Source organism: Variovorax sp. J22R115 (assembly GCF_030317005.1).
Taxonomy (GTDB): domain Bacteria; phylum Pseudomonadota; class Gammaproteobacteria; order Burkholderiales; family Burkholderiaceae_C; genus Variovorax.
In genome coordinates this window covers 263,547-276,040 of the sequence record NZ_JASZYM010000001.1, presented here as the reverse complement: position 1 = coordinate 276,040, position 12,494 = coordinate 263,547, and the positions used below count along the sequence as shown (strand labels likewise).

At 65.6% G+C, this 12,494-nt stretch carries 8 protein-coding genes; 2 read left to right on the top strand and 6 right to left on the bottom strand.

Annotation, left to right across the window (positions count from 1 at the left end; genetic code table 11):
* Window positions 1-152 precede the first annotated feature (152 nt).
* Window positions 153-758 (top strand): nuclear transport factor 2 family protein, encoded by a 606-nt coding sequence (locus QTI04_RS01140; protein ID WP_286613851.1) that lies wholly within the window; start codon window positions 153-155, stop codon window positions 756-758.
* A gap of 606 nt (window positions 759-1,364) precedes the next feature.
* On the opposite strand, the gene QTI04_RS01135 is transcribed toward QTI04_RS01140, so the two are convergent.
* Entirely contained in the window at window positions 1,365-3,047 is a 1,683-nt protein-coding gene (locus QTI04_RS01135) for an AarF/ABC1/UbiB kinase family protein (protein WP_286613850.1), read from the bottom strand.
* Window positions 3,048-3,050: 3 nt separating this feature from the next.
* A complete protein-coding gene (locus QTI04_RS01130) occupies window positions 3,051-3,704 on the bottom strand; it encodes a DUF6781 family protein (RefSeq protein ID WP_286605156.1) in 654 nt (217 codons plus the stop codon).
* A gap of 373 nt (window positions 3,705-4,077) precedes the next feature.
* On the opposite strand from QTI04_RS01130, the gene QTI04_RS01125 reads away from it, so the two are divergent.
* Window positions 4,078-5,688, top strand: a complete 1,611-nt coding sequence (locus QTI04_RS01125) for an alpha-amylase family glycosyl hydrolase (RefSeq protein ID WP_286614142.1) — start codon at window positions 4,078-4,080, stop codon at window positions 5,686-5,688.
* On the opposite strand, the gene QTI04_RS01120 is transcribed toward QTI04_RS01125, so the two are convergent.
* The 4 genes from QTI04_RS01120 to QTI04_RS01105 are packed head-to-tail and all read right to left on the bottom strand — an operon-like array spanning window position 5,661 to window position 12,386.
* Window positions 5,661-7,940 carry a CocE/NonD family hydrolase gene (locus QTI04_RS01120; protein WP_286613849.1) on the bottom strand — a complete coding sequence of 760 codons (2,280 nt, stop codon included), beginning with the start codon at window positions 7,938-7,940 and terminating at the stop codon, window positions 5,661-5,663. The genes QTI04_RS01125 and QTI04_RS01120 overlap by 28 nt on opposite strands.
* Complete coding sequence (locus QTI04_RS01115) at window positions 7,937-9,697, bottom strand: ABC transporter ATP-binding protein/permease (protein WP_286605159.1); 1,761 nt, start codon at window positions 9,695-9,697, stop codon at window positions 7,937-7,939. The genes QTI04_RS01120 and QTI04_RS01115 overlap by 4 nt, the downstream gene beginning before the upstream one ends.
* On the bottom strand, window positions 9,697-11,094 hold the full coding sequence (locus tag QTI04_RS01110; protein ID WP_286613848.1) for a glycoside hydrolase family 15 protein: 1,398 nt from the start codon (window positions 11,092-11,094) through the stop codon (window positions 9,697-9,699). The genes QTI04_RS01115 and QTI04_RS01110 overlap by 1 nt, the downstream gene beginning before the upstream one ends.
* Window positions 11,091-12,386: a glucoamylase family protein gene (locus tag QTI04_RS01105; RefSeq protein ID WP_286613847.1), complete on the bottom strand. Its 1,296-nt coding sequence runs from the start codon at window positions 12,384-12,386 to the stop codon at window positions 11,091-11,093. The genes QTI04_RS01110 and QTI04_RS01105 overlap by 4 nt, the downstream gene beginning before the upstream one ends.
* Window positions 12,387-12,494 lie beyond the last annotated feature (108 nt).

The window sequence follows — 12,494 nt, the reverse complement described above, 5'->3', positions numbered from 1 at the left end:
TCGGTGATAGTTTGCGGCCGCGAGGGCGGGAGGGGCTATGGATACCCTCGTTGCGGTGAAGATTGGCGCTGACCAATGCCCGCTCTGTGGCAGAGAATCCCACTGAGGGAGTAGAAACTGATGTCAATTCGATTTTCCGTTTGGAGAAGTTCATGGATACCCAAACTCTCGACCGCCTGGCCATTCGCGATTTGGTCGAAAACTGGGTAATTTGGCGAGACGCTGGGGACTGGGAGCGGTTCGCGACGGTCTGGCACGACGACGGAGTGATGATGGCCACTTGGTTTCAGGGGCCTGCCGCCGAATTCATTCGAGTGACCCGGGAGGGATGGGCAAAGGGCGTCAGCATTCTTCATTTTCTTGGCGGCACCTCCATCGACCTTGTGGGCGATCGCGCCGTCGTACAAACCAAGATGACGATTTCACAGCGTGGCAACGTGCAGAATGTGCCATGCGACGTAGTTTGTACCGGGCGGTTTTTCGATTTCGTCGAGAAGCGTAGCGGCAGATGGGGTCTGGTGTTGCGCCAGCCTATCTATGAAAAAGACAGAGTGGATCCGATCGACCCCGCCTCAAAAATCGAGCTCGACCAAGCAGCACTCGCCAAATTCCCGAAGGGTTATCGGCACCTCGCGTACATCCAAACGCAGATCGGCTACACGGTCAAGTTGGACATGCCGCAGCTCACTGGCCCAGAGGTTGATCACTTGTACGAGCGGGGCAAAACCTGGTTGGCCGGCGGCGCCCTGGTACGGTGAGGGGCGAAAGGTCGGCGATCGACCATAGGGGCAGACTGAAGCCTCGTTCGACAACTAGGAGCGCAAGGAAGTATGCATTTCCCCCCAGTCGCGCAGTCTCATTGCGAATCGTGGCGAGCATGTCGCGTTTGGCTTCAGGAAGACTCGAATAGACGAAGCTACCCGGGACTTCCATCACGACCAAGTAGTTGCATGGGCTGTATGCCTCTGGCTGTATCTGTCGAACCTTTGTAGCTTCAGTGGCCCAGGGCGTCGCGCAGGCGACGAGCAACTCGATCAGCACTAGCAGGGCAATGGCTTCATGGGCGGCGTGCTGCGACTCGCATTAGTGATGAAGTCATTCGTGGTTCCATCGCGCTTGGACGATTTTTTCGAGCCACACGGTGTTCGAGGGCGTTTGGAGGATCATGGCCGCTGCCGGAGCAAAGACACTCGTCATTTCGCATCTCGTGCGGGGCGACGGCTCATTGACCACCGACGAGATGTGGAGCACAGGGCGTCGGCAACTTCAAGGGGCGCGGAATCGTCGGCGACGACCTTATGGACATAGATCGATCGTGCCGGCCAAAGCTGCCTGTCAATCGCGCCCCAAGCAGCTGGCCGCTCTCAGTGCGATCGCGTACGCCAAATCGACAGCACGACCCACACGCTGTTCACGAATGCGAGCAGATAGCCAAACGAGCCAAGCACCGTGAAGATCGGGATGCCGAAGACTTGCGGACCGGAGGTGACCGTCATCACGATCGATGAGCCGATGACGACCGAGGCGGTCATGATGCCGATGGTGATGCGGTTGATCGTACGGTCGAGCTTGAGCACGAAGATGTCGAGCCGTTTCAGATCGAGATCCATGCGCAGGCGGCCGTGGCGCGCATCCTTGAGCAGCCGCGCAAGGTCGCGCGGCATGGCTCGCATCAGATCGAGAAACTGGCCGATGCCCGCGCCACCACGGCGCCCCCATTCCGCCGGCGCGTAGCGCGCGGCGAGCGCGCGCTCGACATAGGGCTTCAGCCGGTCGGCGAGCACAAACTCCGGATCGTATTTTCTTCCGGAGCCTTCCAATGTGATCAGCGCCTTGAACATCAGCGTGAGGTCGGATGGCAGCACGATGCCGTGCGTTCGCAGCATCGCCGTGATTCGACCGATCAATTCGCCGATGCGCATGTCCTTGACTGGCAGGTCACCGTAATCGGCCACGAGTTCGTCGACGTCGGCGGCGAGCCTTTCTTCATCGACCGCCTCTGCACCGGCCCAGTCGAGCAGCACGTCGACCATCGGCTCGCTGTCGCGGCGCGTGATCCCGGCAAGTAAATCCATGATCTGATTGCGGCGCCCAAGCGACAGCCTGCCGGTCATGCCGAAGTCGATCATCGCGATGCGATTGCCAGGCAGGTAGATCACGTTTCCGGGGTGCGGATCGGCCTGGAAGAAGCCATGCTCGAGAATCATCTTGAGCACGTTGTCAACGCCGCGCTCTGCGAGCAACTTGAGATCGAGTCCGGCACGCTCCACCGCGGCCAGGTCCTCGGCGCTGATGCCGTCGATGTGCTCCTGCACGTTCATCACTTCGCTGGTCCACTGCGGGAAGACGTGGGGGATCAGGACGTGTGGCTCGCCCCGGAAGTTGCGTTCAAAGCGCTCGATGTTGTGCGCCTCGGTGGCGAGATCCAGCTCGCGCATTGTCGAGCGGCGAAACTCTTCGACGACGTGCACCGGCTGATAGCGGCGCACCTCGGGTACTTCCTTTTCGACGAACTGCGCGAGATGCGACAGCAGCCGCAGGTCGGCCTCTACCTTGGCTTCGATGCCGGGGCGGCGGATCTTCAACACGACTGCGCGGCCGTCGTGCAATCGCGCGCGATGTACTTGCGCGATGGAGGCGGCCCCCGTCGGCTCCTCTTCGAGATCGACGAAGGCTTCCGCGTGCGGCATGCCGAGCGATCGCTCAATCACCGGCAGGATCTGTTCAAACGGCACCGGCGCCGCGTTACTGCGCAGGCGCGCGAGTTCCGTTGTCCACTTCGGTGGAAGCAGATCCTCGCGCAGCGAGAGCATCTGTCCCAGCTTGATGAAGGTGGGGCCGAGCTCTTCGAGAGCGAGACGCAGTCGCTGTTGCGGCTCGAGCTGCGCACTGTGCGTCACTTGGCCCCAATGGAGTATTTCGCCAGCGCGCTCCAGGAGCGAGGCGACGCCGAGCCGCCGCACGAGATCGCCGAGTCCGTGGCGGATGAATACCAGGCTGATCTCGTGGAGGCGCGGCAGGTCACGCACCGCACTGGCCTCGCGCACGACCTACTTCGCTTTCTTCATTTCTGACTGCTGGCGCAGCGCGTCTGCGAATCCGGCAAGCAGCCCGCTGGTGAGCATCGTCATGTTGGCGCCGTACTGGCGCACGGAGTCGATCCCGGGCGCCGAGCCCGCGCGATACGAGCCGATGCGATTGGCGAATTCGCTCATCACCTGTGCGAAGCGCACGCCGGCATCTGCGCCGACACGCTGAGCGTGCAGCGAGAGATCGACGAGTTCACGGCGCAGGTTGCCGGTGGTGGCATCGGCAATCCGGTCGGCGACCGCGACGTAGTCCTGCTGCAGTACCTGCAGGGCCGCGAACGCATTCTTCAGATCGTTGTCGGAAAACTCCTTGCCGCGCGCCGCCAGCGCCTGCAGTGCCGCGTGGGTCGCCAGCGATGAAGCGTGCAGCGCCTCATCAAGGCCGCGGATCGCCTCCGCGAAGGCCTCGCGTTCCTGCGAGCCCTCAAGCGGCGGCTTCGACACGCCGCCGCTCATGGTCCGCACGACTTCCTTGACGCCCTCGGTGTCGAGGCGACCGCCCGCCAGCATCTGCGCGGTCAGTTCGCGCACCCGCTCGCGGATCGCCTGTTCTTCGGCCTGCGCTTCAACCGGCGCAGAGGCAGCGTTCCCCGCCGGCGCTGTGGGATCCGTCATTTCGCACCCTCCTGTGAAACGATGGGAAGGACAGGATAGACCAATTTGGTGCTCGTTGATGACAGGCCATCGCACGCGGCGCTGGGTTCATCAGCGCTGCTGTCAACAAGGCGGCTCGACTCGGTTCGGTCGGTCACCGCAGAGATCCTTCGAGCCGAAGAAGACGGTGAAGGTCCCGTGGTCCCGTCGGAATTCAGCCTCACGTTGCTGCCGTTGATGACACTGTCCTCGGACTTGATGAGGCCGTCGGAGCCCATGAAGGCCTCCACCGAGACGCAATCACGGCGGAGTTCTTGTACCGGAGGCTATTGATCATGTACTGCACTTTCTGGAGAAAATGGACGCGATCGATACTGAAGGCGAAAGGACCGGGATGTCGGCCGACACGTGGTGGAAGAACGGAATCGTCTATCAGATCTACCCGCGCTCGTTCCAGGATAGCGACGGCGATGGCATTGGCGACCTCGATGGAATCCGCGCGCGGCTCGACTATCTCGCCTCGCTCGGCATTGACGCCGTGTGGATCTCGCCGATCTATCCCTCGCCGATGGCGGACTTCGGGTACGACATTTCCGACTTTTGTGGCATCGACCCACACTTCGGAACGCTGGACGGCTTCGATGCCTTGGTAGGCGATGCCCATTCACGGGGGCTCAGGGTCATCCTGGACTTCGTGCCGAACCATACATCCGACCAGCATCCGTGGTTCGTGCAGAGCCGCAGCGCACGCAGTGACCCGCGGCGCGACTGGTACCTGTGGCGCGACCCGGCGCCCGACGGCGGGCCGCCCAACAACTGGCTCAGCAACTTCGGCGGCCCGGCCTGGACCCTCGATCCGACGACCGGCCAGTACTACTGCCATTCGTTCCTGAAGGAGCAGCCCGACCTCAACTGGCGCAACCCCGAAGTGCGAGCCGCGATGTACGAGGTGCTGCGCTTCTGGCTTCGGCGCGGCGTCGACGGTTTCCGCGTTGACGTTCTCTCGCAAATCATCAAGGACGCGCAGTTTCGCGACAACCCGCCGAACCCCGACTTCACCCCGGGCCAGGACCCGTTTCACCGCTGGTTGATGCTCTACAACACCGACCTCCCGGAGGTGCAGCAGATCGTGGTCGAGATGCGCCGCGTGGTCGATGCGTTCAGCGACACACACTCGTCGCGCGTGCTGATCGGCGAGCTCTACCTGCCGCTCTCGCGCCTGGTCGCCTACTACGGACTCAACGCCCAGGGCGTGCTCGAAGGCGTGCAGTTGCCCTTCAACTTCCAGCTGATCGCGACCGAGTGGCAGGCGGCGCGCATCGACCGGCTGGTGCGCGACTACGAGGCCGCCTTGCCCGCCGGCGCCCAGCCGAACTGGGTGCTGGGCAATCACGACAAGTCCCGCATCGCGAGTCGCGTCGGGCCGCGGATGGCGCGGCTCGCGGCCATGCTGCTGCTCACGCTGCGCGGCACGCCAACCCTCTACTACGGCGACGAGATCGGCATGACGGACGTCCCCATCCCTGTCGACGAGGTCCAGGACCCGTTCGAGAAGAACAAACCCGGCATGGGCCTGGGTCGCGACCCGCAGCGAACGCCGATGCCGTGGAGCGCCGCATCGAACGCCGGCTTCACGACCGGCGCTCCGTGGCTGCGCCTGGCGGACGACTGGCGCACGCTCAACGTCGAAGCTCAGTCACACGACGCAGGGTCGATGCTGGCGCTCTACCGGCGCCTCATCGCGTTGCGCCGTGCGCAGCCTGCGCTGAAGCGGGGCAACTATGAAGCTCTTGACGCCGGGGACGAGGTGCTCGCCTATGCGCGCAACGGCGAAGGACAGCGGCTGGTGGTGCTCTTGAACTTCGGCGCCACCTCGACGCCACTGTCAAAGGCGTTGGTAACGCGCCAGTCGATCGTGCTGGCATCGACCGACGCCGCGCGCGCCGGATTCATCAAAGTGCCCCTGGTATTGGCGCCCTACGAAGGGGTCGTTATCTCGACGTAGCTGTGCGCATGCCAGCGCACGCGCACAGGCCGTCTTGCGTCGGCAATGGTTTCCGAGTTCACGTCCTTGCCGCTGCCGTAGTTGATCTGCCGGTCGGGGCGCCTGTTGAGGCCGATCAGCAGCACGATGCGGCTGCCCGCCGCAAGCTTGCAGGCGGTCACGCGCTCGGCGGTGAACGCAAGCAACTGACGCTCGCCGGCCCTCAGAAGCCGGCGGCGCACGCGATGGCCGGCGTAGCTGGCGCGGAAGTCGTAGGGCTCGAACAGCAGCTGGTATTCACCGCTCTCCGTCTGCTCGTACAGCGAGATGTTGAAGTCCACGTCCTGCCGCGAGGGCGTGATGTCGAACACGCCGCGCAGGCTGCCGTCGATCTCGGTGTCCTCGGGCAGCGGATCGCTGACGAAGCTGATGCTGTTGCGCGTCGGCAGTTGCTTCACGCGCAGCGCGTTCGACCACGGGACGTGCACGTCACGTCGATCGGCGAGATCGACCGAGAGTCGCGCGCTGCCACCGCCTTCGGATGGCGATGGCCACAGGCGGTGCGGGTCGTCGCGCTCGCGGGTGTCGAGGTACAGGCGCAGACGGGTGCGCTCCGGCGAGTCCAGCGTCGGCGCATGGCGCCACCTGTCCGCGCCCATCACCTGGTAGTTGACGCGATCCAACAGGAGAGAAGGCTTGTTCGCGCCCTTCAGGATGTGGTCGAGCCATTGGTAGCGCAGCTCGGGCAGATCGACGCGTGCGACGGGGTCGAGCGTGTAGCCGCGCAGCGTTGCCGCCGTGCCGAGCCGGATCGAGGTCGCGTCGTAGGGGCCGAGCAGCATCGTCGTGTCGGCCTGTGGTCGGTGGCGACGATGCTCGTGGTGAAAGTACAGCGCGCCGGCGTCGGCGCCGTAGTAGCCGGCGAAGCTGAGTACCGGGATGTCGATCCGCGCAAACTGCTCCGCCGACGGCAGGAACTTCTGCCAGAAGCGATCGTGACTCGGGTGCGTCAGCCAGGTTCGGATCAGCCTGCTGCGCCTGCCCAGCAGGACGCGGTCGATGTCCCAGTACGGGCGATCGCCGCGATACCAGCGCGCGTCGAGTGCCTGCCATATCGCGTCCGGGTCGGCGTCGGCGTCGATGTCGGCCCGCAGCGGCTCGAGGGTCGCGTGCTCCAGCGCCCAGCGCACCATGGCGTTGCGGAAGATCTGCCCGGCCATCGGGAAGTCGATGCCCGGCGCCATCGGCGCGATCGTGGCGATGGCCTTGAGTGCCGCCGGTCTCCTGCGGGCGGCCGCCCAGGCGGCGTAGCCGGAGTAGCCGTCGCCGAGCATGGCGACGCGGCCGTCGCTCCACGGCTGCCGGGCAATCCAGTCGATGACGGCGGCAGCGTCTTCGCCGTCGTGAACAAACGGCCACACGGCGCCCCTGCCCTCGGGTGTGCGTCCGCGCACGTACGCCGTGACGCCGACGTAGCCTTTGACAGCGCTGCGCTGCGCGTCGTCCTCGGCGGGATCGAGCGTGAAGCGCAGCAGCGTCGGCAGGGCGCCATTCGCGCCGCCGGGCCGGACCAGGCTGGCATGGATGACGCCCCCACGCACGGGAATCCGGACGTCGGCCTGCGCCACGTAGCGGCTGCGGTTTTCCGCCGCAAACAATTCGGGCAGCAGCGAACCGAAGCTGCGACGCGAATCGTACGAAAGCCAGGTGCGCACGAGCGCCACAGCGTCGGCCTCCGGGAGGCTGCCCTTCGCGCGCCAGAGATCGAATGCTTGACGGAGTGGCTCTCTGTAGACGGCCAGCGGGGTCTCGAGCCGCGCCATGATGACCTGGGCTTGCGCATTGTCGAGCGGCGACACCAGCTCCTGGAACGAGCGCGCATAGGCTTCGGCGAAGCCGAGGCGCTCGTCCGCTTCGAGCACGCGTGCACGCGCATAGATGCCGTCGAGGATCGCGCGCTCCGTCAGATCGTCGAACGGCTTGCCCTGGCGTCGGCTGCGCAGGGACTTGCTGCTGTCGTAGGCCGCACGGTAGGCGCCGGTGACGATCTGCAGAGCGGTCACGTTGGCAAGGAAGACATCGGTGTTCGCCTCCTGGTAGACCGGCAGGATGCGCTGCGCCAGATCTCGCATCAGGTCCGCGGCGGTGGCATCGTCAGGATCGCGCGGTGGTCGGAAGCCGAAATTCCCTGCCCAGGCCCACGCGGGCAGCGCAAGAATCAGCCGAATGAGGGCGCGACGCGCACGACGGGGGGTTGGCACAGGGCGTCTCATGGGCGCTGCTCCTCGGGCACGGCGGTCGGCGCCTTGACCAGATGCACCACCTGCGTGAACAGCCGGTCGTGCGCCTGTCCGGCTGAGCCGATATGGACGATGCCCGTGTGCGCGAGCTTGTCCAGCACGTCGATGATCAATTCGAGCGTGTCGTCGTCGAACGCGCCGAAGGCGTCGTCCATCACCAGCCAGGCCGGCGCCTGCAGCACCACGCGGGCGAAGCCCAGCCGCAGTTGCTCGTCCATGCTGAGCTCGCGCTCCCAGCGACCCGTCTTGTTCAGCAGTTCTTCCAGCCGCTGGAGGCCCACACTCGCCAGCGCGGCCACCATGGCTTCCCTCGGATAGCTCGACGGCTCCATCGCATACGACAGCACTTCGGCCAGCGTGCCGCGGGGAAGGTAGGGCGTGCCGCGCGGCATGTAGTGGATCGCCTCGCCGCGGGGCCGGCGCACGGTGCCGGAGCCCCAGGGCCAGAGGCCCGCGAGCGCCCGGAACAACAAGGTCTTCTCGGTGCCCGGCGTGCCGAGGATCAACAGGCGCTGACCGGGGTGCACGACGAGATCCGGGGCGTCCAGCCGATCGTGCCCGGTCCAGGCGCGAACCTCGAGCGCTTCGATCGAGAGGGTTCCGGCTTCGCTCTCCTCGTAGGCGATGCGGCTGCCGCCCGCTTGTGCCTCCAGATCGGACGCCAGCATCTGACGCAGGTCGGCGACACGCAGCAGCGTGGCGCGCCAGTCGGCAATGATGCTGAAGTTGTCGACGAACCAGCGCAGCGACGACTGCGCCTGCGTGAAGGCGGCGGCGGCCATCATCAAGCCACCGAACGAAACCTTCCCCGAGAAGTAGAGGGGTGCGGCCACCAGCGTCGGCGCGATGATGGTGACCCAGCCGAAGCCCGCGGTGACCCAGGTCAGGTTGGTCAGCCCGAGCACCACCCGCGATGTGGCGCGCAAGACGTCGCCGAAATGCATGGCGACGCGACGCTTCTCGTCGGCCTCGCCACCGGCCAGGGAGATGCCGTCGAGATGCTCGTTGATGCGGGTCAGCGAGAAGCGCAATTCGCCTTCGCGCGCGTAACGCTCGGCGTTGCGCAGGATCAGGCCGTTGCCGACCCAGTAGGTCATCAGCGAGCCAACGACCGCATAGACAATCGCCGCCCACAGCATGAAGCCCGGCAGGACATGGTCCTGGCCGTCGTAGAAGATGCTGAAGTCCTTGGAGAGGACCCACAGCACGCTCGCGAAGCTGCCGAACAGAATCGTTGCCTGCAGCAGACCCACGCCGAGGGCGACCGACAGGTCGCACAGCTTCAGCGTGTCTTCGTGCATGCGCTGATCCGGGTGGGCGCCCATGGGTCCGCTGGCCTGAAGCCAGAACGCCCGGCGCGGGTGCAGCCACAGCCCCACGAGGTCATTGACCACGGCATCGCGCAACTTCAGTTGCAAGGTTTCGCCGAGCCACCTCTGCGCGACGTTCAAGACCAACAGCACGCCCGCAATCACCGCGAAGACGCCGACCTGAACGATGAAGTCGCTCAGGTCGCGACGTGAGATCGCGTCGTAGAACGGCTTGTTCCAGCTATTGAGCTCGAGCTGTCCATACGCCGTGAGCGCGATGACCACGACGATTCCGCTCATCAGCGCGACCAGCGTTTTCCCGACCGGCGACACTCGCAAGGCGCCGAGCAACTCGCGAACCTGACGGAAGACGCCGGTCCTCGCAACCGGCTCGACATCGTTCTGCGACGTTGCGCTCATCACCGCTGCGACGCCTGACAAGCGGTGGCCGCGATACGGCGCGCCGAGACACACGAAATGAACGCGGCGTGGCTCCAGGCCAGTTGCTTTGCCGAGGTCTGCGCGCCGCTGCGCCGATCGAACTGCTCCGACAGATCACCACTGGCCGGCGTGTAGGCGCGTACGGTGGCCAGGTAGGCGTCGCCGCGCTCAAGCCAACGGGGTGCATCGCCACCCAGCGCCGCGACGCGGAAGCAGAACTCGGCGGCACCGAGCGTCGAGAAGTAGTACGCGCCGCCGGAGTAGTACACGTCGGCGGCGTAACGGCCCATCGCCGGGCCACGGCCGGCCGCACGGGCGTGGTTGATCGGATAGATCGCATCGAACAGCGCGTCGAGTCGCGCCAGCGTGGCCTGCATGCGTGGATCGGCCGGGCAATGCCTGACCTCTGTGCCGAGGCTGTGGATCGCCGACAGGATCACCGCGATGTCCAACGCCTTCGGACTGGGACTGCCGTCCGCCAGCTCGCGTGAACGGTAGTAGCCACGCGTCGCGTCGCGATCGTCGGACCGGTCGTCATGTTCATTGACCCAGAAGTCGTCAAGCAGGCGGAGCACGGCCCGCGACTCCTCCCAACAGCGCTGCGCCTGTGCCGTGTCGCCCACGCCCTGCAGCCAAGCTGCGCCTTCCGCGAGCGCGGCCGCCGAGACGCGCAGCGTGTAGTAGTGATGGCCGCTTTCCTCCTCCCAGATGTCAAACGACGGCTCGCGCCAGTAACGCAGCGTGAAGTCGATGTCGAAGCGGATCAGGGCAGTGACCTCCGCCAACAGGGCCGCGTCGAGGTGCCCGCCGTCCACCCAGCGCAGAAGCGCCAGTGCGCGCAGTGGCGGCCCATCGTGCTGGGGGCGCGACCATCGGGCGACATCGAGCGTTCCGTCGGGGTTCACCCGCGTCTCGGCGGCAACGGCATCGCCGTAGGCGCTCGCGAGGTCCAGGTCCTCGCGCAGGTACTGCAGGAATTCGGGGATCACGCGCGCCCTGCGGTCCGGCACCGCGGCCATCGCGCGGCCGTCGAGTCGGCTCAAGTCAAGGCTGAAGCGAGTGAAGTCGCGCAGATGCTGCAGGGCTTCGTCGCCGACGCGTCGGTCGACGTACAGCAGGCGCAGTGCATCGATGACGACGGCCGAGTCGCGGAACCAATGAAAGAAGTAGTCCGGGTCCGGGTCGTAGCCGCCCAGTACGGGCGACGCGACGATGGCGCCGGCGATCGGACGCACGGTCTGACCGAAGCCTGGGCGATGCTTGACGATCGACACCGGCGAGACGCTGGACAGCATCCCACGCGTCGAATGGCCGAGCTGTGTTTCGAGCCAGGACTCGAAAGCCGGGTCTTGCTGGCTCGCCACGCTGAAGGTCACGGTGCAGGCGCCCCGAGATGCGGGCTGCTGAAGTCCAGGGCACGCAGCCCGGCCTGCACTTCGGGCACGCTCATGAACAGCTTCCACAGAAGGCCCGTCCGATGGTTCTCCATCATCACGACGATCGGGCCCTGGTCGATGGCCAGATAGGTCTCTGCGAACCAGTCGCGCTGCTCGCAGAACGCATCGACGAAGCCGTAGTCCCTCCACAGTCGCGCGCCATGCACGGTGAGGAAATGCCGCAGCACCTGCATCACCTCGGCGGGCGCATACGGCAGGCTGGCCAGCGCGGCCGTCGGCGAGATGGTGCCGTTGTCGATGTCCGGCGCGTGCGCGAGGTAGCCGTCGGGGTCGTCGCTGGCGGTCAGGCCCCAGCACGTTTCGCCGTAGCCACGGTGGCCGTGCGGATTGACGACGCAATGCGCGCGGTTGATCCGCAGGTGGCGGCAGTTGAGATCCCAGTAGTCGGCGTAGCGATCCTTCAGGCCGCGCGGATGGAGGCCGCAGAACGAGTAATGCGTGAAGAACAGCGGACCGCCGTACGGCATGCCCAGCGGCAACTCGATGCCGTAGTACGACCGGCCGTTGACAAAGCCCCGCCCCGCCGCGTAGCCGCTGTGGTAGACCCGCGGATCGATCGCATGGCGCGGCGCGGCCGCGGCCAGCAGGTACGTCATGAGGCACTCGTCCCAGCCGCGCACTGGATGGTTCATCGCCCAGCCGTGGTTCGGGCTCCAGTGCCAGTACAGAACATCCCGTCCGCCCCGGGTGAACCAGTCCCATTCGACGTCGTGCCACAGCGTGTCGATGTCGCTTCGCAGTCGGCGCTCCGCAGCCGTGTCCTCGCTGAAGTACTGGCGCGCGCACAGCAGACCCATGACGAGGAACGAGGTCTCGACCAGATCGCCCGCATCGTCCTTGGGGCTCATCGGGATCGCCCTGCCGCTGGCGCCGTCCATGAAGTGCGGGTAGGCACCGTGGAAGCGCGTGGCGCGGAACAAGGCGACCAGCATGCGCCGCAGGCGATCCAGGGCTGCGTCTCGCGTGACCCAGCCGCGCTCGACCGCGACGATCAAGGCCATGACGCCGAAGCCCGAGCCACCAATCGCCACCCGCTCGTCGGCCCTGTCTTCGCCTGTGAGGCCGACGAGCGTGCGGCGGTCGAGCGCCAGACCGCTGGCTGCATCCGCACCGTCCCAGAAATAGCGGAAGGTCTGGCGCTGCACGGCCTCGATCAAGGCTTCATCGGGCAGGGCCGCCAGTGCCCCTGGGTTCCTGTCATCCTTCAACACGAACGCCTCCTGTCCTCGTGACTTGGTGTGTCACGTTTGGTTTCATAGAGTCATCGGCGCCAAGCGACCGATGGCCCCCCGCAGCATGCCATCATCAGGCTCCCTTGG

What these genes read in the sequence shown, in the direction of transcription:
- QTI04_RS01140 (WP_286613851.1), top strand. Translation starts at nt 153, where the DNA reads ATGGATACCCAAACTCTCGACCGCCTGGCCATTCGCGATTTGGTCGAA.
- QTI04_RS01130 (WP_286605156.1), bottom strand. Translation starts at nt 3,704, where the DNA reads ATGACGGATCCCACAGCGCCGGCGGGGAACGCTGCCTCTGCGCCGGTT.
- QTI04_RS01125 (WP_286614142.1), top strand. Translation starts at nt 4,078, where the DNA reads ATGTCGGCCGACACGTGGTGGAAGAACGGAATCGTCTATCAGATCTAC.
- QTI04_RS01120 (WP_286613849.1), bottom strand. Translation starts at nt 7,940, where the DNA reads ATGAGACGCCCTGTGCCAACCCCCCGTCGTGCGCGTCGCGCCCTCATT.
- QTI04_RS01115 (WP_286605159.1), bottom strand. Translation starts at nt 9,697, where the DNA reads ATGAGCGCAACGTCGCAGAACGATGTCGAGCCGGTTGCGAGGACCGGC.